Below are 19153 nucleotides of genomic sequence, written 5' to 3'. Positions count from 1 at the left end.
GGCGAGGCGGGTGGCCGCCGTCATCACCGGCTCGGGCGCCGGTTCACCGGGCGCGATCGCAAGCCGGGCGGCCGCCGACGTCGCCGCCAGCATGCGCCCGGTGCCGAGATCGAGAAGGAAGGAGACGAATTCCTGCCGCGCGAGGGGCGCCAGCACCGCCTCCGCGCCTGGAAGAGCGGACGCGATGGCCTCCACGCTCTCCCCGGAGAGGAGAGACGGGTCGTCCGGGCTGCCGTGGTGCTGCGTCATCGTTTGCAGGATCGCACCTTGCGGAGGAGGAGGGAACAAAGGCGGGACCACCCCGCCGGCTCATATTCTCGCCGCCATTGATTAACGTCAGTGCAACTTCGCCGCGCGCCTGCCATTCATATTGGCGAAGCGGCACTACCGTAGATTAAGATCGGTCGCTGTGCGGTGGCTTGCGCCGCCCGACACCGGAGGAGAGACGGCCATGACGACGAAGTTCGGTCCGGAGCTGGAGCTGCCCCCTGAAATGCGTGCCATTGCCGAGAAGAATGTGGCGCAGGCTCGCCAGGCGTTCGAGACGCTGTTCCAGAATGCGCGTGAGACGGTCGGCGAGAGCGAAGGCCATATCGAGGAGGTTCGCTCCAACATCAAGGACTTCCGCCAGAAGGCCATCGGGCTGATGGAAGCCAATGTCGAGGCGAGCTTCGACTTCCTGCACAAGCTTGTCGCGGCCAAGAGCCCGCAGGAGATGATGAGCCTGCAGGCCGAGTTCCTCACCAACCAGCTGAAGACCGTTTCCGAGCAGGCCAAGGCCTTCGGCGACGACGCCAAGGCTCTCGGCGAAAACGCCGTGCGCACCATGGACGAGCACGCCCGCACCCTCGCCGAGCGGCTGAAGGCCCTCGCCGCGTCCGCCGCCCAGAGCGCCCAGGCCGTCGCCCAGGACCTGAAGACGGTGGGCGAGACCGCGGTGCGCGAAGCCCAGGCGGCTGCGGCCAAGGCCACCGATCCCAATCAGAAGGGCTGACGGGATTACTCTACCGGTCCGCGCGTACCCCCGGTGCGCGCGAAAGCTTGACTTGTGCAGCGCAGAATTTCATTTTGCGCTGCACGTTTACTGCTGTATAACCCTATCGTCGGGGTAAACACAGCTCACCTAGAATGTCCGGAATGCAAGCGTTGCACGGCGCTGCGCGTCGCGTTTCATTCTGGTGGCACTGCAGCAATGCGCCTCGGCACGGATCGCCATGCCCCGTTTCCGAGGATGACATGAACGACACCTTCATCAAGGCTTATCAGGATCAGATCGAGGCGGCGAAAAAGGCGTTCTCGACTCATGCCGTTCCGGCCGTCGAAGTGCCGCCGGCGGTGCGCGAAATCGCGGAAAAGGGTCTCGCCGCCTACCGCGAGAACTACGGCAAGCTGAAGGCCGCCGCCGAGCAGGTGAATTCCGCCCTCGAGGAAAGCGCCACCACCGCCTCCAAGGGCGTGGCCCAGTACAATGCCAAGGTGCTCGAGGCGGTTCAATCGAACGTGAACTCGGCGTTCGACTATTTCAATTCGCTCCTGACGGCCAAGACGCTCGCCGAGGCCGTGGAACTCTCCACCGGCCACGTCCGCAAGCAGTTCGAGACGCTGACCGGCCAGGCCAAGGATCTGTCCGCCCTCGCGCAGAAGGTCGCCGCGGACTCGTCCGAGCCGATCAAGTCGTCGGTTGAGAAGATCCGTCCGACCGCCTGAGCTTTCGCTCCCTCAACGACCGCCGCGTCCGGGCCAGCGTGCTTGACGCGGCGGGTCCGCCTTGTCATGACGCGGGGCGTTCCACCCCGCGAGTTATCGCATGCGTGCCCTTGGTTCAGTCTCGCCGCTCCTGCTGATCGGCCCCTCGTGGGTCGGTGACATGGTTATGGCGGCGAGCCTTGTGGACGTGCTGCGCCTGCGCGAGCCCGGCCGGCCCATCGATGTGATGGCGCCGCCCGCCTCCCTTCCCGTCGCCCGCATGATCCCCGGCGTTCGCCGCACCATCCCGCTGGGGCTGGGCCATGGCGAACTCGGCCTCCTCGCCCGCTGGAAGGCGGGACGCGCCTTGCGCGGCGAAGGCTACGGCAAGGCCATCATCCTGCCGCGGGCGTTCAAGGCCGCCATCGTTCCGCTCGCCGCCGAGATTCCCGAGCGTGTCGGCTATCGCGCCGAGCTGCGCAGCGCCCTTCTCACCGACGCGCGCCCCGACCCCGACCGCAAGACCGCCCGCACGCTGGATCGCTTCGTCGCCCTTGGCCTGCCGCCGGGCTCCATCGCCCGCGCCCCGCGCCCGCGCCTGATGCTGCCCGATGGTGCCGTGGATGTTGCCGCCGCCAAGTATCCCCTCGCCGGCGAGGGGCCGGTGATGGTGCTCTGCCCAGGTGCCGAGTACGGCCCTGCCAAACGCTGGCCGGCGGCGAAGTTCGCGACGCTTGCCGCACTTGCGGTGAAGGACGGCTATCGCATCCGCATCCTCGGTTCGCCCAAGGATGCCGATGCGGCGCGCGCCATCGAGGAGACGGCTGGCGTGCCGGTGGACAATCTCGTCGGCCGCACCACCCTCATCGAGGCCGCCGCCATCCTCGCGGGGGCGGACGTGGTGATTTCCAACGATTCCGGGCTGATGCACATCGCCGGCGCCTTCGACCGCAGGCTGGTGGTGATCTACGGCGCGTCGTCCGAGAAGATGACGCCCCCGGCCTCGCCCTTCGCCCGGGTGGTCTCCCGCGATTTGCCGTGCCGGCCCTGCCACAAGCGGGAATGCCCGCTCAAGACGCTGGCGTGCCTTGAAGGCATCGCCGCCGAGGATGTGCTGGCTGCGGCCGAGCAAATGCGCCGATGAAGCTGCTGCTGGTGAAGCTGTCGTCGCTGGGGGATGTGGTCCACACCTTCCCCGCGCTGACGGACGCCGCCGCCCGCGTGCCCGGGCTGACGGTGGACTGGGCGGTGGAGGAGGCTTTCGCGCCGGTCGCCCGGCTCCATCCCGCCGTCCGCCGCACCATCACCGTTCCGCTCCGCCGCCTGTCGCGCCGGCCGCTCGCCGTGGTTTCCAATGGGGAGGCAATGCGGGTGAGGGCGGCGCTGGCGGCCGAGCCCTACGATCTCGTCATCGACGGCCAGGGGCTGATGAAGAGCGCCGCCGTGGCCGCGCTCGCCCGTGGCCCGCGCCACGGCTTCGACCGGGCGAGCGCGCGCGAAGGGCTGGCGAGCCTGCTCTATGGCACGCGCCATCATGTGCCCGAGGTGGAGCACATGGCGGTGCGCCTCCGCAAGCTGTTCGCTGCGGCGCTCGGCTATCGGCTCGACGATCTGCCCGCCGACACGGGGCTGCGGCCCGCCCCCGGCGGCGTGCCCTATCTCGTCTTCCTGCACGGCACCACGTGGCCGACCAAGACCTGGACCCTCGACGGTTGGCGCGCCTTGGCGGCGCTGGCGGGTGAGGCAGGGGTGGAGGTGCGCCTGTTCGCCCACGGCGCCGAAGAGCGGACCCGCGCTGAAGCCATCGCTGCCGGACAGGACAATGTGCGCCTGCTGCCGCCCCAGGGGCTGGAGGGGCTCGCCCCTGAGATCGCCGGAGCGGCGGGCGTGGTGACTGTCGACACCGGCCTCGGCCATCTTGCCGCGGCCTACGGGGTGCCGACCGTCGGTCTCTATGGACCTACCAACCCGGTGCTGACCGGCCTGTTCGGCCCCTGCGTCACGGAACTGAAGGCGCGGCGCGATTGCGCGCCCTGCGAGAAGGCCCGCTGCCGCATCGCGCCCGAGACCATCGAGGGGCCGCCCTGCCTTTCCGACATCTCCGCCGCCGAGGTCTGGCAGGCGCTCGGCAGGCTGGGCGCGGCAACCTGATACGGGCGTTTCGGCCACGGTCGAGATGGACAAGGTGTCGGCGTGTGTGGCACATCCTGCGCCCGGTGGAACGGATGGGATGCCCGCTATGACCCGATCGGTGGCGTTGAGTCGTGACCTTCTGCTCGTCACCGGCGGCGCGGGCTTCATCGGCTCCAACATCGCCCGCGCGGCGGCGGAAGACGGCTATCGCGTGGTCGTGGCCGACTGGCTGGAAGACGGCCCCAAATGGCGCAACATTTCCGACATTCCGCTCCATGACGTGATCCGTCCCGAGACGATCAACGACTTCGTGGAGAAGGAAGGCGGGCGGCTGGCCGCGGTGGTCCATATGGGCGCCATTTCCGCCACCACCGAACGCGACGCCGACAAGATCGTCGCCCGCAACATCCGCGCGACGCTGGACCTGTGGGACCTGTGCGCGCGCAAGGCGCTGGGCCTGATCTTCGCCTCCTCGGCCGCGACCTATGGCGACGGCACCCTCGGCTTTCGCGATTCCGAGGCGGGGGGCGATCTCGCCGCGCTCGCCCCGCTCAATCCCTATGGCTGGTCCAAGCTGTTCGTGGATCGCCGCATCATGGCTGATATCGCCGAAGGGCGGCCCCGGCCGCCCCAGTTTGCCGGCCTGCGCTTCTTCAACGTCTACGGCCCCGGTGAGGCCCACAAGGGCGACATGCGCTCGGTGGTGCACAAGATCTATCCGAACGCCGAGGCGGGGGAGAGCGTGACGCTCTTCAAGTCCCACGACCCGCGCTACACGGATGGCGGGCAATTGCGCGACTTCGTCTATGTGGGCGACTGCGTGGAAGTGGTGCGCTGGCTGCTGGAGAGCCCGGACGTGTCCGGCATCTTCAATGTGGGCACCGGCGAGGCGCGCTCCTTCGCGGATCTCGCGACGGCGGTGTTCACCGCGCTCGGCAAAGAGCCGAACATCACCTACGTGGACATGCCGGAGAGCCTGCAGAAGGCCTACCAGTATTTCACCCAGGCCGACGTCTCCAAGCTGCGCGCGGCGGGCTTCACCCGGCCGTTTACCTCGCTTGAGGACGGTGTTTCGGCCTATGTGAACCGCCATCTGAAGCCGCGCAACACCGCAGGGTGAGGGGCGGGGCGGCTCAGCCGCTCCGGTGCTGGGACGGGCGCCCGTTTCACAAAGTCTCACACCTGAATATTGGTATAAAGGCACCTCTACGGGCAGCGGCAGCGCCGTTTTGTCCGTAACATCGCATCGGCCCGCGAATACAAGCGGTCGCGCCCAGCTGTAAGCGCTTGCAACGTTGCCGGTCAACGCCTCGAGAGGAAGGGCAGGGGCTGGAGCGCCCTTGCCGAGCCAACACCAGCAGACATCACGGAAAAACGGAGTGCGGAGGGGAGGGCACGTGTCTCTCCCGTCACTGGGCGGGCTATTGGCATTGGCCGGAATATTTTCCTTTAATCAAAAAATCATTATTCATCAATATGATATTGGAATAAGTGGATGTGTTAATGTAATATGTTAAGAGGTATTAAAAAACCACATACTATCAGATTTATTCATTAATTTGTTGATTTTTATAATGAAATACAAGTTTCGCGTGACGCCTCTTGCGTCCAGCCATGTAAGTTAACGTTAAACATTAACCATAAATAACTGATTTATATGAAAAATATCATTCTTTTAAAGTGATTTGGAGTGCGCCCGACCCGCCAGACGGGGTCGCGAAGCTTTCCCGGCCCGTCCGGCCGATCGGGATGGGAGGGGCGCGGCGGTGGTGTTTGCGGAGGTATCCCCGCGCCTGGCATTCACCGTGGCGTCGGTTTGCGGGCGGGGGACCCATGCCTATAGTCGCGGCTGTTTCGCCGGAGTTGGCGGTGGAGGAGACGTGATGAGACTGTGCCGGGCCGGTCGTGCGAGCCGCGCCTCACACCGGTGCTTCGGGGTGCCGGCCATGGTGCGCGCCTAATGGCGGGGGCTGCTTCGGCCTGCGATCTCGTTCTCGTCCTCGGCGGCGCCCGCTCCGGCAAGAGCCGGTTCGCGGAAGGCGAGACCGTGCGCCATGCCGGCCCCTGGGCCTATGTCGCCACGGCCCAGCTCGGCTATGGCGGGCAGCCTGACCCCGAGATGGAGGCGCGCGTCGCGCAGCATCGCGGCAGAAGGGGCGAGGGGTGGGAGACGGTGGAGGCGCCGTTCGATCTCGCCGCCGCGCTTGGCGCGCTTCCGCCGCATCGGCCGGTGCTGGTGGATTGCCTTACCCTCTGGCTCACCAACCATCTCCTCGCCGACCACGACCTCGACGCCGAGGCGGCGGTGCTGGATGCCGCCGTTGCCGCCCGGCCGGGGCCGACCATTTGCGTCGCCAACGAGGTCGGCTTCGGCATCGTCCCCGACAATGCGCTGGCCCGCCGCTTCCGTGACGCCGCCGGCCTCCTCAACCAACGCCTCGCCGTCCGCGCCCGCAAGGTGGTGCTGGTGGTGGCCGGCCTCCCCCTGACCGTGAAGGAAGTGACGCCGTGAGCGATCCCGTCCCCCCCTCTCCCGCCGAAGACGAGGCCGCCGCCCGGCATCGCGCCAAGATGGAAAAGCGCAAGGCGGTGCAGGACAAGGAGGTGGCCGAAAAGACCATCGAGAAGGGCCTGCTGGTGGTTCACACCGGACCCGGCAAGGGCAAGAGCACGGCGGCCTTCGGCCTTGCGTTGCGGATGCTGGGGCGTGGCGGACGGGTCGGCGTGGTCCAGTTCATCAAGGGGGCCTGGCAGACGGGCGAGCAGGACGCCTTTCAGGCCTTCGGTGATCGCGTGAGCTGGCACACCATGGGCGAGGGCTTCACCTGGGAAACCCAGGACCTCGCCCGCGACAAGGCCGCCGCCGCCCGCGCCTTCGGCAAGGCACGCGAGCTGATGGCGGACGAGACCATCTCCCTCCTCATCCTCGACGAATTGAACATCGCCCTGCGCTACGATTATCTCGACCTCGCCGAGGTGGTGGCCACCCTCGCGGCGCGGCGCTCCGGCCTGCATGTGGTCGTCACCGGACGCAATGCGAAGCCCGAGCTTCTCGCCGCCGCCGATCTCGTGACCGAGATGGGGCTGGTGAAGCACCATTTCGCCGCCGGGGTGAAGGCGCAGGCGGGCATCGAGTTCTGATGGCCCGCGCCCTCATGTTCCAGGGCACCGGCTCGGATGTGGGCAAGTCCCTCATCGTCGCCGGCCTTGCCCGCGCTTTCACGCTGCGGGGGTTCAAGGTGCGGCCGTTCACGCCGCAGACCATGTCCAACAATGCCGCCGTGACGGCGGACGGCGGGGAGATCGGCCGGGCGCAGGCGCTCCAGGCGCGGGCCGCGCGGGTGCGCGCGAGCGTGCATATGAACCCGGTGCTGCTGAAGCCGCAGGGCGAGACCGGCGCGCAGGTGGTGGTGCAGGGGCAGGTCCACGGCACCGCCAAGGCCGCCGCCTACCAGTCCCTCAAGCCCACGCTCATGCCGGCCGTGCTGGACAGTTTTACCCGGCTCAAGGGCGAGGCCGACCTCGTGCTGGTGGAAGGGGCGGGCAGCGCCTCCGAGGTCAATCTGCGCGCCGCCGACATCGCCAACATGGGCTTTGCGCGGGCGGCGGACGTGCCGGTGGTGCTCATCGGCGACATCGATCGGGGGGGCGTCATCGCCAGCCTCGCCGGGACGAAGGCGGTGATCGACCCGGCCGATGCGGCGATGATCCGCGGCTTCATCGTCAACCGCTTCCGGGGAGACCCGGCGCTGTTCGCCTCCGGCATGGATCTGATCGCGCGCCTCACCGGCTGGGAGGCCCTCGGCCTCGTGCCGCACTTTCCCGATGCGGCCCGCCTTCCGGCGGAGGATGCCCTTGCCCTGTCCGCGCCGCCGCCGCCCAAGGCCGGGGCGCGGCTGCGCATCGCCGTACCGATCCTGCCCCACGTCTCCAATTTCGACGATCTCGACCCGCTCGATGCCGAGCCGGGCGTCGAGGTGCGCCGCATCCGCCCCCATGAGACGCTGCCGCTCGATACCGATCTGGTGCTGCTGATCGGCTCCAAGGCCACCATCGCCGACCTCACGGCGTTGAAGGCCGGGGGCCTCCACCACGATATCCTCGCCTTCGCCCGGCGCGGCGGGGCAGTCATGGGTCTGTGCGGCGGCTACCAGATGCTGGGGCAGACCATCGCCGATCCCGAGGGCGTGGAGGGCGAGGCCAGGATCGCGCGCGGCCTCGGCCTGCTCGATGTCCACACCGTACTGACGGGCGAGAAGCGGCTGGAGGAGGTGCGCGGCACCGCCGAGGGCGCGCCCTTCCACGGCTATGAGATGCACATGGGCGCAACCCATGGTGCCGATTGCGAGCGGCCGTTCGGCCATCTCGCGAATGGGCGGCCGGAGGGCGCGCGCTCCGCCTCGGGCCTTGTCGCCGGCACGTATGTGCACGGGCTATTCGCCTCCGATGCCTTCCGCGCCGCCGTGCTCGCCCGGCTGGGCGGGGCGGGCGGCGGCATCGCCTATGAGGACGGCGTGGAGGCGACGCTGGACGCGCTGGCGGCCCATCTCGCCGCCCATCTCGACCTCGACCGTCTGCTGGCGCTGGCGCGATGAGCCCTCAAACCAGCAGGGTCACGCCCGCGCCGGCCAGCACCAGCAGGATCATCAGGGCATCCGCGCGACGGTAGACCTTGAGCGCCATGCGCACGTCCTCCGCGGTCGCCTCGCGCCGGCCGTCGCCCATATAGGCGTCTTGCGTGAGCACGCCGGCATAGACCTTCGGACCGTTCAGTCGCAGCCCGAGCGCGCCGGCCATGGCCGCCTCCGGCCAGCCGGCGTTGGGGGAGCGGTGGCGCGGGGCGTCGCGCAGCATGGCCCGATAGGAATGGCGGGGATGGGCACCGGGCGTCAGCGCCGCGCCGGCGATGATGAGCATTCCGGCGAGGCGCGAGGCCGGCAGGTTGACGTAGTCGTCGGCCCGCGCGGCCGCCCAGCCGAAGGCCGCATGACGCACGGTAAGGTGCCCGATCATGCTGTCGGCCGTGTTGAGCGCCTTGTAGGCCGCGCCGCCCGGAAGGCCTGCCACGCTCAGCCAGAGGGTCGGGGCCACCACGCCGTCGGAGAAATTCTCCGCAAGGCTCTCGATGGCGGCGCGGGCGACGCCCGAGGCGTCCAGCGTCTGTGGGTCCCGCCCCACGATATGGCCGACGGCTTCGCGCGCGGCATCGAGGCTGCCGGTCTCCAGTGCGTCGGCAACCCGCGCCACATGCCAGTGCAGGGAGCGCTGCGCGATGAGGCTGGACCCTGCCAGCCCAAGGATGAGCAGCCCGAAGGGGAGGGGACGCAGAGCCACCTCCAGCGCGAGGGCCGGCAGGGCGGCCGCCGCGAGCACCAGCGCTACCGTAACGACACCCATCAGGCGCCGTCGGCCGGGGGCGAATCCCGGGCGGTTGAGCCGGTGATCCAGTGCAAGGATGAGGCGGCCGATCCAGATCACGGGATGGCCGATCCGCCGCACGAGTCCGGCCGGATACCCCAGCAGGGCCTCGAAAAGGACCGCCAGTGCCGCAAGCTCGAACGTCATTCTCTCCCCCGCTACCGCACTGCGGTAAATTATTGCACGGCTTCACGTCTGTGTGTCTTGTTGTTGTTGCGCTGCAACTAAAAGATCGCCAGAATCGAACTTGTGCGTTATATTAGGGGCTTGCCAGTGGTTCGTGCGGGGGCATTGACACCAGCAGGGATGTTGCGGACATGACGATGCTGAAGATCCGCCCGAACAGCACCGTGACAGAACATTATCGCGACCCGGCCATTCCGCTCGTCCCGGACCATATGCGCATCTATGCCGTCGGCGACGTCCACGGCCGTCTCGACCTGCTCACCGCGCTCCAGGCCGCTATCGACGAGGACATGGCCGCTCACCCCGGCCCGGACTGCGTCGAGGTCTATCTCGGCGACTATGTGGACCGTGGCGCGCAATCGTCCGGCGTGCTGGATGCCTTGATGCAGCGGCAGAAGGACCACAAGGCCATCTGCATCTCCGGCAACCATGAAGCGGTGATGCTCGAATCCCTGCTGTCGCAGGAGTCCTTCTCGCGCTGGCTGCGCATGGGCGGGCTTGAGACCGTCTTCTCCTATGTGCGTCCCGCCGCCGGTGCGGACGAGGCCCGGCTCTGGAACGAGTGGCGCGCCGCCGTGCCCGCCGAGCACATCTCGTTCCTGCGCCAGCTCACCAGCTATTTCGTCTGCGGCGACTACGCGTTCGTCCACGCCGGCCTGCGCCCGGGCATCCCGCTGGAAGAGCAGAGCCGCGAGGACATGATGTGGATCCGGCGGGAGTTCCTGGATCATCCGGACTGGTTCGGCCACTGCATCGTTCACGGGCACACGCCCATGAAGGACCCGGAAGTTCTGAGCAACCGGATCAACATCGACACTGGCGCCTATGCCACCGGGCATCTGACCTGCCTGGTGCTCGAGGGCGCGGACCGCTTCCTCATCGCAACCTGAGCGCGACGGTGGCGCTGCATTGCAAGCGTGCGTGCGTGTTGAGTCGCGGCTGCGTCGCCGCTTGCAAAAAGCGAGACTAGCAGCCCATTGCCAGCGTTAACCTTTTTCCCTCGATCCAGCCCTACCCAAGTACGGTTTTTCATGTGGCCGATGAGCCACAGAGGCGGTGGAAACGGCGTCGTTGAGCCATTTCCGTGCTGCTCTGCAATATGCTCTCCTGCCCCCTCGTGTTAGGTAGAAGCACGCATCCCACGGGGGTTCTGGCAGTGCTTTTTGCCACCGAAAATTGGCTTGGACGGTTCCGTCGCGTGACGGGGATGGCCGTATCGGTCGCCGTGTCCGTCGCATTGGCCGGCTGCAATCTCCTTCCCGCATCCGGGCCCTATTCGGTCGAGGTGACTAATCCCTCGACGCAGGACACCGATGGCCTGAGCTACAAGCTCGTGCCGCTGACCGCCCAGGTGGTCAGCGTACTCTCGACGATGGACTCCCAGGGCCTGATCGGCACGTTCCGCAACGATCGCCGTCCGGTGCCGGACATCAAGATCGGCGTCGGTGACATCATCGGCGTGTCGATCTTCGAAGCCTCCTCGGGCGGCCTCTTCATCCCTGCCGAGGCGGCCTCGCGCGCCGGTAATTTCGTCGACATCCCCACCCAGACGGTGGACGTCAACGGCAACATCTCCGTGCCCTATGCCGGGCAGGTGAGGGCGGCCGGCCTGCAGCCCGCGCAGGTGGAGAAGGAAATCGTCGATCGCCTGCGCAATCGCGCCATCGAGCCCCAGGCGGTGGTCTCGGTGAAGTCCCAGCGCTCCAATTCGGTGACGGTCATCGGCGAAGTGAGCGCGCCGGTGCGCTTCCCCCTCACCCCCACGGGTGAGCGCGTGCTTGACGCCGTGAGCCGCGGCGGCGCCACCTCCAGCAAGGGCTACGACCTGTTCGTGACGCTGCAGCGCGGCGGCCGCGAGGCGACCATCAGCTTCAACCGGCTGGTGCGCGAGCCCGCGAACAACGTCTATCTGCAGCCGGAAGACACCATCTACATCTTCAGCCGCCCGCGGACCTTCCTGGCCTTCGGCGCGACCGGCAAGCAGGGGCAGTTCAACTTCGACAACGACGCCATCAGCCTCAGCGAGGCGGTGGCCAAGGCGTCGGGCCTCGTGGACGCGCAGGCGGACCCGCAGTCGGCCTTCCTGTTCCGCATCGAGAACCGCACCACGCTGGAGCGGATGGGCGTGGATGTCTCGAACCTCCCCGAGAAGCGGATCGCCACCATCTATCAGGTGAACTTCCGCGAGCCGACGGGCTACCTGCTCTCCACCAAGGTGCCCATGCGGGACAAGGACGTCCTCTACATCGGCAACGCCGGTTCGGTGGAACTCACGAAGTTGCTGAACCTCGTGCTCCTCGGCGCGCTGACCGTGGAAAGCATGTCCAGCACCAACAACAACCTTTACGGCCTGAACTGAGGATTTCCGCCGCCACCAAGGCGGCGGGTCCTCTCCAGACAAGAAAATGCCCCGGCCGGCGCCGGGGCATTTTCTTTTTCAGTGTGATTTTTGGCGGTGTCACTTGGCGGGAGGCGCTCGGCCGGCGATTTTGCGTGGCGGCGCGCGGGCGCGCTATGATCCGTTCCCGGTGGGCGAAACGGCTCCGCGACATACCGCGTTGGAAGGGTCAGGGCGCGATGTTCATTGCCTTCTTCGAGGCGCTCAAGGCCGCAGGCGTGCCGGTCTCGGTGCGGGAATATCTCACCCTCATGGAGGCCATGGACCGCGACGTGGCCGGCCGGCAGGTGGACGCCTTCTATTATCTCGCCCGCGCGAGCCTCGTGAAGGACGAGCGCCACCTCGACCGTTTCGACCAGGTCTTCGGCCGCTGCTTCAAGGGGCTTGAGCAGGCGCTGGGCGAAGAGGGGCAGTCCATCCCCGAGGAGTGGCTGCGCAAGCTCGTCGAGAAGCACCTCACCGACGAGGAAAAGGCGCAGATCGAGGCCATGGGCGGCCTCGACAAGCTCATGGAGACGCTCAAAAAGCGGCTCGAGGAGCAGAAGGGGCGCCATCAGGGCGGCTCCAAGTGGATCGGCACCGCCGGCACCTCGCCCTTCGGCGCCTATGGCTACAATCCCGAGGGCGTGCGCATCGGCCAGGACGGCAACCGCAACTTCCGCGCGGTGAAGGTGTGGGACAAGCGCGAGTTCAAGGATCTCGACGACGGGGTCGAGCTGGGCACCCGCAACATCAAGGTGGCCCTGCGCCGGCTGCGCAAGTTCGCCCGCATCGGCGCCCCCGACGAACTGGACCTCGACGGCACCATCCGCGAGACCGCCCGCCAGGGCTATCTCGACGTGAAGCTGCGGCCGGAGCGGCGCAATGCGGTGAAGGTGCTGCTGTTCCTCGACGTGGGCGGCTCCATGGACTGGCATGTGGAGCAGGTGGAGGAGCTGTTCTCCGCCGCGCGCATGGAGTTCAAGCACCTGGAGCACTTCTATTTCCACAACTGCGTCTATGAGAGCGTGTGGAAATCCAACGCCCGCCGCGCCTCCGAGCGCATCCCCCTGTTCGACGTGCTGCACACCTACGGCCACGACTACAAGCTGATCTTCGTCGGCGATGCCTCCATGAGTCCCTACGAGATCACGTTCGCCAACGGATCGGTGGAGCACAACAATGCCGAGCCGGGGAAGCTGTGGCTCGAACGCCTGCTCACCACCTATCCCAAGGCCGTATGGCTGAACCCTGTTCCGGAGCCGCACTGGGGCTATACGGAATCCATCCGGCTCGTGCGCCACATCCTCGAAGGCCGGATGTTCCCCCTCACCGTGCACGGCATCGACACCGCCATGCGGGAGCTGACGTGACGGCCTCTTATCCCGCGGGAACGATCGTCTATGCGCATCTGCCCCGCCTCGGCGGCGCGGGCGTACGGCTGGAACTGGTGCCGGAGGCGCTGCTCTGGAGCATCGGCCCGCGCGAGGGCCGGCTCAGACTGGCGGATATCATCTCGGTGCAATTGCGCTTCCTGCCGGCCAAGTTCGCCGCGCCGAGCTTCGAGATGGAGATTGCCGGGCGCGATGGCACGCGTCTGAAGGCGGGCTCCGCCTCGCGCATCTCCCTCACCGGCGTGCGCGACCAGCGGGAGGATTATGCGGCGTTCGTCCGGGCCCTGCACCGGGCGCTGGCCGCCTCGGCCGTGGCGCCCCGCTGCCGCGGCGGATATGCTCCGCTGCGCTTCTGGATGATGGTTGCGGCGGGCCTTGCTGCGCTCGCTGGCCTTCTTGCGGTCTTCGGCTTCGCCATCCTGCAGCAGGAATGGGCCTTCGCCCTGTTCCTGGGTGCGCTGGGGGCCTTCGTGGTGTGGCCCACCGCCGAGATGATCTGGCGCAACCGGCCCGTCACCTACACGCCCGAGGCGCTGCCGCGACACCTATTGCCGGCGTGAGACGACCGCTTCCTCTTCCTCGGCCTTGCGCATAAGCCCGGTGGCCACGTCCGCGAGGCGCGGGGCGGGCAAAGCGGTGAAGGGCAGCGGCCGTGTCACGGCGATGGCGGCAAGGCCGAGCCGGGCGGTGAGCAGGCCGTTGACCACACCCTCCCCCAGCCGGGCGGAGAGGCGCGCGGCAAGCCCCTGACCCACGAGCTGCTGCACCAGCGTGTCCCCCGCCGCCATGCCGCCGGTCACGGCAAGGTGCCCGAGCACATGGCGCACGAGGCGGAAGGTGCCGAGCGTGCCCGGACGTCCGCCATAGAGATAGGCGAGGCGGCGCATCAGCGTCACGGCGCTGTAGAGCACGAAGGCGAGGTCCACCACCGCGCGGGGCGATACGGCGGTGACGACGGAGACGTTGCGGGCGGCGTCCGACACCATCTGTCGCGCCTGCGAATCCAGCGACGGGAGCAGCGTGCGCTCGGCGAGGCGCACGAGATCGGCACCGTCGATGATGCCGGAGAGATGCCCTTCCAGATCCATGCGCGCCCGCGCGAGGGTGGGCGCATGGGAGGAGAGCTTGAGCACGTCCTTAACAACGCCCTCGGCGAGCGGCCGGTCGTCCTCGGCCAGGGCCCGCTCGGACCGGTCGCGGATGTCGTCGAGGCGGGCCAGCCGCGAGAGCCCCGCCACCTCGCGCGCCACGATCAGCACGGCGGCGATGAGCAGGAGGGCGGTGACGCCGATGCCCACCCAGCCGAGCCACGGGGCGCGGGCATAAAGGTCTTCGACCAGCTTGCTCAGCCCCACATAGGCGGCAAGGCTCAGGACGCCGCCGAGGGCCGACCAGAACAGCCCGGCAAGGGACAGGCCCCAGCCCCGCTTCGGCTTTACCGGCACAGGAACGGGCAGGGCGGCTTCCACCTCCGCCATCTCGGGCGGGGCCAGGGTGATGTTCGCCTCATCGAGGCGGAACACCTGCGGACGCCGGGGGGAAGTGCGCTCGTCGCTCATTCCCTTGAGATGTCCCCGAATTGCGGCGCCCGCAAGGGCCGGGAGCGCGCGCGAACCGCGCAGGCCGCCGCTCACAAGCCGGCGAGCGCGGCGATGTGTGGCTTGCCCCGGCCGGCCTGGGGCTTCAATAGGAGCGCAAAGAAGGGGCGTTCCCGTCCACCAGAAGAGAGCCGCGACCCAAGAATGGCCGACGTGACCCTGCCTGCCGCCTTCCTCGCCGGCCTTGCGAGCTTCGTCTCCCCCTGCGTCCTGCCTCTGGTGCCGCCCTATTTGTGCTTTCTCGGCGGCAGCACGCTGGAAGACCTCGCCGGCGCGGAACCGGTGAAGGAGGTGGAGCGGCGGGCGCTGGTCGGCGCGGCGCTGTTCGTCTCGGGCTTCAGCGTGGTGTTCGTGGCGCTGGGGGCGGGGGCTTCGGCCATCGGCGACCTTCTGCGCGCCCATCTCGACGTGCTGTCCATCATCGCCGGCATCGCCATCATCATCATGGGGCTGAACTTCCTCGGCGTGTTCCGCATCCACCTCCTGCACCGGACGGCGCGGGCGCATGTCCATGCGCCGACGGGGCTGTGGGGCGCCTTCGTGATGGGCCTCGCCTTCGCCTTCGGCTGGACGCCGTGCCTCGGCCCGGTGCTGGGTGCCATCCTCGCCGTGGCGGGGTCGGAGGCCACCGTCTCGAAGGGCGCGGGCCTTTTGGCCATCTATTCTCTCGGGCTGGGCGTGCCCTTTCTCGCGGCGGCGTTCGCCGTGCGGCCGTTCCTGCGCGGCCTTGTCCACATGCGCAAGATGCTCCCGATGGTGGAGAAGGCCATGGGCGCGCTGCTTGTGCTCACCGGCATCGCCTTCATGTCCGGCTGGATCGCCCATGCGAGCTACTGGCTGATCGAGACCTTCCCCTCGTTGTCCACCATCGGCTGAGGAGATTGCGCGTTCGCGGGGCTTCCGGGATACTCCGCGCCCCGAACCCTTCCTTGCGCGCCGGCGCCATGCCGGACCATCCCGCGCACGCATGAAGCCACCAGAGGCAATCCCATGAAGATCACCTGGTACGGCCACGCCGCCTTCCGGCTCGATTTCGCCGACAAGGCCGTCCTCATCGATCCCTTCTTCACCGGCAATCCCAGCTTCCGCTCCACGGTGGAGGACGCCTCGCGCGGGGTGACGCATATCCTGCTCACCCACGGCCACGGCGACCATATCGGCGACACGCTCTCGCTGGTGGAGGACGCCGCCGACGCCAGCCGGACCCTGCCGGTGGTGGCCAATCCCGAGCTGTGCGCCTACCTCTCGGCCAAGGGCGCCGGCAATGCGCCGCAGATGATGAACACCGGCGGCAAGCTGGACCTCGGCGGCTTCAGCGTGACCATGGTGCGCGCCGACCACTCCTCGGGCGGCCCCGCGGCGCCGTCCGAATATCTCGGCAATCCCACCGGCCTCATCATCAAGGCGCCGGGCGAGCCGACCGTGTGGCACATGGCGGACACGGACATTTTCTCCGACATGGCGCTGCTGTGCGAGATCCACGCGCCGAAGGTGGTGTTCATCCCCATCGGCGACCGCTTCACCATGGGGCCGGAGGTCGCCGCGCTGGCGGTGAAGCGCTTCCTGCCGGGCGTGGAGATCGTGGTGCCGATCCACTACGGCACCTTCCCCATCCTGGTGCCCGATGCCTCCGCCTTCGTCGAGGCGCTGAAGGGCCACCCCGTGAAGGTGGTGGTGCCGGAGAGCGGCGGCTCGTTCGAGGTCTGAGCGGGGAGGGGGCTTTCCCGCCCCCCATTGCGTCCCGGCGCCCGCAAGGCTAGGCCTTGCGGGATCAGAACAGGCTGAAGACAGGCCGCATGAGCGAACATACCCTGCGCACCGCCATCTATGGTGGCTCCTTCGATCCGCTCACCAACGGCCATCTGGACGTGGTGCGTTCCGCCTGCCGCCTCGCCGACCGGCTGGTGCTGGCGGTGGGCATCCATCCCGGCAAGGCGCCGCTGTTCGCCGCCGAGGAGCGGCTCGCCATGCTGCGCGAGGTGTGCGGGCCGGTGGCGGCGGAGGAGAACGCGACGCTGGAGGCCGTCACCTTCGACAATCTCATCATCACCACCGCCCAACAGCTCGGCGCCACGCTGCTCATCCGCGGCCTGCGCGACGGCACGGATCTCGACTACGAGATGCAGATGGCCGGCATGAACGGCACGCTGGCGCCGGGCATCCAGACGGTGTTCCTGCCCGCCTCGCCCCGCGTGCGCCCCATCACCGCCACTCTCGTGCGGCAGATCGCGTCCATGGGCGGGGACGTCTCCGCCTTCGTGCCGCCGCAGGTGCTGGCGCGGCTCGATGCCAAGTTCAAGCGATAGCGCCCTCATTCGCCGCCGCGTCCATGCGGCCAAACCGCCCCGAGGCCGGGGCTTTCCGGGAGTGACCCATATGACGCGCCTTCTCGGCCGTTTCCTCGCCGCAGCGTTCGTCGTGCTGGCCTTCGCGCTGCCGGCGGCGGCCCAGACCAAGCCGGACCCGCAGAACACGCTCTATCTCGACACGCCCTATGGCCGCGTCGTCATTGCCCTGCGCCCCGATCTTGCCCCGCAGCACGTGGAGCGGCTCAAGCTGCTGACCCGCGAGGGCTATTACAACAACGTGCCGTTCCACCGCGTCATCGACGGCTTCATGGCCCAGACCGGCGACGGCCAGTATGGCAACGGCACCGGCGGCTCCAAGTATCCGAACCTGCCGGCGGAATTCTCCAACGTGCCGTTCAAGCGCGGCGTGGTGGGCATGGCGCGCGCGTCCTCGCCCAACAGCGCCAATTCCCAGTTCTTCATCATGTTCGACGAGACCCCGAGCCTGAACGGCCAATACACCGTGGTGGGCCAGGTGGTGTCGGGCATGGAGTTCATCGACAAGATCAAGAAGGGCTCCGGCTCCAGCGGTTCGGTGTCCAACCCCGACAAGATCGTGAAGATGCAGGTCGCCGCCGACGCCAAGTGAGCACCGGCCAGAAGACACCCCCTCCGATCGGCTCAGCCGGCGGAAACGATTTCCCCGACCGGCGCCCGGTGCGCCGCCTGTGAAGGAAGAGATTGATGAGCGATGAAGTCCTGATCCTCGAAACCACCAAGGGCCCGGTGACCATTGCGTTCCGCCCCGACCTCGCCCCCGGCCATGTCGCCCGCATCAAGGAGCTGGTCTCCCAGGGTTTCTACAACGGCGTGCCGTTCCACCGCGTGATCGAGGGCTTCATGGCCCAGACCGGCGATCCGACCGGCACCGGCATGGGCGGCTCGGGCAAGAAGCTGAAGGCGGAGTTCAATGCCCAGCCCCACGTCCGCGGCACCTGCTCCATGGCCCGCGCGCAGAATCCCGATTCCGGCGACAGCCAGTTCTTCATCTGCTTCACCGACGCCCGCTTCCTCGACCGCCAGTACACGGTGTGGGGCGAGGTGATCGAAGGCATGGAGAACATCGACCAGATCAAGCGCGGCGAGCCCGTGAAGGATCCGGACAAGATCGTCACCGCCAAGCTCGCCCCCAAGGCTGCCTGATCTACGGCCTCCGAGGCTGCTGAAATTGAGAAGGGCGCCCGCTGGGGCGCCCTTTTTCATTCGACCTGAGCTTGCCTCAGGCCTCGTTGACCACCCGTGGGCGGCCGTTCTTGAGGTAGGGGGGCTTGGGGATAGAGGCGTGGGCCGAACGCAGCGCGGCCGACCAGCGCTCCCGCAGATCGTGGAAATAGGGCTCGCCGGGCTCAATGCGATAGATCAGCTCGGAGCGGAGCGAATCCGGCGTCACCACCATCACGTCGATGGGCAGGCCCACCCCGAGGTTGGAGCGCATGGTGGAATCCATGGAGATGAGGCTCGATTTCAGCGCCTCGGAAATCTCCATGTCGTAGTTCACCGCGCGGTCCAGCACCGGCTTGCCGTATTTGTGCTCGCCGATCTGCAGGAACGGCGTGTCTTGCGTGCATTCAATGAAATTGCCGGCGGAATAGACCATGTAGAGCCGCAGGCTGTCGCCGGCGATCTGGCCGCCGAGCAGGAACGACACGTCGAAGCTGACGTTCGACTGCTCCATGAAGGCGCCGTTGACCTTGTGGACCTGACGGATGGCGGTGCCCACGAGCTGGGCGGCCTGGAACATGGTCCGGCAGTCGCGCAGCTGCCTGCGCTCCCCGACTTCGTGGTCCTCCACGCCCTCGTGCAGCATGCTCACGACCGACTGGGAGACGGACAGGTTGCCAGCCGTGGCAAGGCCCAGCACGTGATGGCCCGGCTCCTCGAAGATGTGGAGCTTGCGGAAGGTGGAAATGTTGTCGAGGCCCGCATTGGTCCGCGTGTCGGCGATCAGCACCAGACCGTCCCGGACCAGAACCCCACAGCAATACGTCATCGCCTGTCCCCAAATTGGCGGGG

General features: G+C 67.6%; 21 protein-coding genes. 17 read left to right on the top strand and 4 right to left on the bottom strand.

The features are described 5' to 3' along the window. Positions 1-249, bottom strand: a 249-nt coding sequence (locus tag ACE3QW_RS19285) for a hypothetical protein (protein ID WP_374253321.1), incomplete at its 3' end; no start/stop codon positions are given. Between the two features lie 202 nt (positions 250-451). Here ACE3QW_RS19285 and ACE3QW_RS19280 point away from each other — a divergent pair. The 8 genes from ACE3QW_RS19280 to ACE3QW_RS19245 all read left to right on the top strand — a co-directional run bounded on the left by ACE3QW_RS19280 (position 452) and on the right by ACE3QW_RS19245 (position 8414). Beyond that, a complete protein-coding gene (locus tag ACE3QW_RS19280; protein WP_024279490.1) occupies positions 452-994 on the top strand; it encodes a phasin family protein in 543 nt (180 codons plus the stop codon). A 242-nt stretch (positions 995-1236) separates the two neighbouring features. Then, positions 1237-1707 (top strand): phasin, encoded by a 471-nt coding sequence (locus ACE3QW_RS19275; protein WP_051679188.1) that lies wholly within the window; start codon positions 1237-1239, stop codon positions 1705-1707. A 100-nt stretch (positions 1708-1807) separates the two neighbouring features. Further along, entirely contained in the window at positions 1808-2830 is a 1023-nt protein-coding gene (gene waaF / locus ACE3QW_RS19270) for a lipopolysaccharide heptosyltransferase II (protein ID WP_374253319.1), read from the top strand. Beyond that, the gene (gene waaC, locus ACE3QW_RS19265) at positions 2827-3837 is read left to right on the top strand and encodes a lipopolysaccharide heptosyltransferase I (protein WP_374253317.1); all 1011 of its coding nucleotides are present in this window, start codon (positions 2827-2829) and stop codon (positions 3835-3837) included. The genes waaF and waaC overlap by 4 nt, the downstream gene beginning before the upstream one ends. Positions 3838-3925: 88 nt before the next feature. Continuing rightward, the gene (gene rfaD, locus ACE3QW_RS19260; protein WP_374253315.1) at positions 3926-4939 is read left to right on the top strand and encodes an ADP-glyceromanno-heptose 6-epimerase; all 1014 of its coding nucleotides are present in this window, start codon (positions 3926-3928) and stop codon (positions 4937-4939) included. Positions 4940-5779: 840 nt separating this feature from the next. Continuing rightward, positions 5780-6331 carry a bifunctional adenosylcobinamide kinase/adenosylcobinamide-phosphate guanylyltransferase gene (gene cobU, locus ACE3QW_RS19255; protein WP_374253313.1) on the top strand — a complete coding sequence of 184 codons (552 nt, stop codon included), beginning with the start codon at positions 5780-5782 and terminating at the stop codon, positions 6329-6331. Next, positions 6328-6960 (top strand): cob(I)yrinic acid a,c-diamide adenosyltransferase, encoded by a 633-nt coding sequence (gene cobO, locus ACE3QW_RS19250; RefSeq protein ID WP_374253311.1) that lies wholly within the window; start codon positions 6328-6330, stop codon positions 6958-6960. The genes cobU and cobO overlap by 4 nt, the downstream gene beginning before the upstream one ends. Continuing rightward, positions 6960-8414: a cobyric acid synthase gene (locus ACE3QW_RS19245; RefSeq protein ID WP_374253309.1), complete on the top strand. Its 1455-nt coding sequence runs from the start codon at positions 6960-6962 to the stop codon at positions 8412-8414. The genes cobO and ACE3QW_RS19245 overlap by 1 nt, the downstream gene beginning before the upstream one ends. A 4-nt stretch (positions 8415-8418) precedes the next feature. Here ACE3QW_RS19245 and cbiB read toward each other — a convergent pair whose 3' ends face one another. Beyond that, positions 8419-9384, bottom strand: a complete 966-nt coding sequence (gene cbiB / locus ACE3QW_RS19240; protein ID WP_374253307.1) for an adenosylcobinamide-phosphate synthase CbiB — start codon at positions 9382-9384, stop codon at positions 8419-8421. A gap of 170 nt (positions 9385-9554) precedes the next feature. On the opposite strand from cbiB, the gene ACE3QW_RS19235 reads away from it, so the two are divergent. The 4 genes from ACE3QW_RS19235 (at position 9555) to ACE3QW_RS19220 (ending at position 13754) form a co-directional block, all read left to right on the top strand. After that, positions 9555-10313: a metallophosphoesterase family protein gene (locus tag ACE3QW_RS19235; RefSeq protein ID WP_245272260.1), complete on the top strand. Its 759-nt coding sequence runs from the start codon at positions 9555-9557 to the stop codon at positions 10311-10313. Positions 10314-10630: 317 nt separating this feature from the next. After that, complete coding sequence (locus ACE3QW_RS19230) at positions 10631-11782, top strand: polysaccharide biosynthesis/export family protein (RefSeq protein WP_374253305.1); 1152 nt, start codon at positions 10631-10633, stop codon at positions 11780-11782. A gap of 218 nt (positions 11783-12000) precedes the next feature. Beyond that, positions 12001-13173, top strand: coding sequence for a VWA domain-containing protein (locus tag ACE3QW_RS19225; RefSeq protein ID WP_024279479.1), 1173 nt, complete (start codon positions 12001-12003; stop codon positions 13171-13173). Then, positions 13170-13754, top strand: a complete 585-nt coding sequence (locus tag ACE3QW_RS19220) for a hypothetical protein (protein ID WP_374253303.1) — start codon at positions 13170-13172, stop codon at positions 13752-13754. The genes ACE3QW_RS19225 and ACE3QW_RS19220 overlap by 4 nt, the downstream gene beginning before the upstream one ends. Here ACE3QW_RS19220 and ACE3QW_RS19215 read toward each other — a convergent pair. Beyond that, the gene (locus tag ACE3QW_RS19215) at positions 13740-14753 is read right to left on the bottom strand and encodes a YcjF family protein (protein WP_374253301.1); all 1014 of its coding nucleotides are present in this window, start codon (positions 14751-14753) and stop codon (positions 13740-13742) included. The genes ACE3QW_RS19220 and ACE3QW_RS19215 overlap by 15 nt on opposite strands. Before the next feature lie 183 nt (positions 14754-14936). On the opposite strand from ACE3QW_RS19215, the gene ACE3QW_RS19210 reads away from it, so the two are divergent. The 5 genes from ACE3QW_RS19210 (at position 14937) to ACE3QW_RS19190 (ending at position 18283) form a co-directional block, all read left to right on the top strand. Beyond that, on the top strand, positions 14937-15668 hold the full coding sequence (locus ACE3QW_RS19210; protein ID WP_250168415.1) for a cytochrome c biogenesis CcdA family protein: 732 nt from the start codon (positions 14937-14939) through the stop codon (positions 15666-15668). Between the two features lie 114 nt (positions 15669-15782). Next, on the top strand, positions 15783-16499 hold the full coding sequence (locus ACE3QW_RS19205) for a metal-dependent hydrolase (protein ID WP_024279475.1): 717 nt from the start codon (positions 15783-15785) through the stop codon (positions 16497-16499). An 89-nt stretch (positions 16500-16588) separates the two neighbouring features. Then, positions 16589-17098 (top strand): pantetheine-phosphate adenylyltransferase, encoded by a 510-nt coding sequence (gene coaD, locus ACE3QW_RS19200; RefSeq protein WP_029558126.1) that lies wholly within the window; start codon positions 16589-16591, stop codon positions 17096-17098. 70 nt (positions 17099-17168) lie between these two features. Continuing rightward, the gene (locus tag ACE3QW_RS19195) at positions 17169-17729 is read left to right on the top strand and encodes a peptidylprolyl isomerase (RefSeq protein ID WP_374253299.1); all 561 of its coding nucleotides are present in this window, start codon (positions 17169-17171) and stop codon (positions 17727-17729) included. 95 nt (positions 17730-17824) lie between these two features. Beyond that, positions 17825-18283 carry a peptidylprolyl isomerase gene (locus ACE3QW_RS19190; RefSeq protein WP_029558129.1) on the top strand — a complete coding sequence of 153 codons (459 nt, stop codon included), beginning with the start codon at positions 17825-17827 and terminating at the stop codon, positions 18281-18283. Positions 18284-18359: 76 nt separating this feature from the next. Here ACE3QW_RS19190 and ACE3QW_RS19185 read toward each other — a convergent pair whose 3' ends face one another. After that, a complete protein-coding gene (locus ACE3QW_RS19185; protein WP_024279471.1) occupies positions 18360-19130 on the bottom strand; it encodes a proteasome-type protease in 771 nt (256 codons plus the stop codon). Positions 19131-19153: the final 23 nt, after the last annotated feature.

It is taken from the genome of Xanthobacter sp. (assembly GCF_041911315.1).
Classification (GTDB): domain Bacteria; phylum Pseudomonadota; class Alphaproteobacteria; order Rhizobiales; family Xanthobacteraceae; genus Xanthobacter; species Xanthobacter aminoxidans.
Note: the sequence above shows the minus strand (reverse complement) of the source record. Positions and strands in the feature narration are given on the sequence as shown.